Raw genomic sequence first — 318 nt, 5'->3', positions numbered from 1 at the left:
CCTTGGTTGGCAGCCATCACTTTAGTCGATTAAATATCTTCTGTTTTAATACCAAATACTTTTTGTGTACGTGGTTTATCCCATAAAAAAATATCTAATATTAATATGTATAGATGCTCAACTGAGACTAAAGCGACCAATATGATTGATAAGGTTTCCATGGTGATATCCTGTCATAACTTAATAGAATTTAAAAATAACAATTTAGTTTCTTTATGGTTTTACTACCTCTATTAATTAACCATTATTTTATTTTTTTAAATAGAATCATCTGTACACTCACGTTAAAGATAAGACAATTTATCGATCAAAATGAAG

Annotated in this window: 1 protein-coding gene; it reads right to left on the bottom strand. The window is 27.7% G+C overall.

The window, feature by feature from the left end:
• Nucleotides 1-29 precede the first annotated feature (29 nt).
• A complete protein-coding gene (locus tag V6255_RS18040; protein ID WP_341629380.1) occupies nt 30-161 on the bottom strand; it encodes a DUF1304 family protein in 132 nt (43 codons plus the stop codon).
• Nucleotides 162-318: the final 157 nt, after the last annotated feature.

Source organism: Psychromonas arctica, from assembly GCF_038155225.1.
Taxonomy (GTDB): Bacteria; Pseudomonadota; Gammaproteobacteria; order Enterobacterales; family Psychromonadaceae; genus Psychromonas; species Psychromonas arctica_B.
The sequence above is the reverse complement of the archived record's forward strand: the minus strand, read 5'-3'. Positions and strand labels throughout refer to the sequence as shown.

Bases quoted from the DNA above. Each gene is read 5' to 3' on its own strand.
- V6255_RS18040 (WP_341629380.1), bottom strand. From the start codon at position 161: ATGGAAACCTTATCAATCATATTGGTCGCTTTAGTCTCAGTTGAGCAT.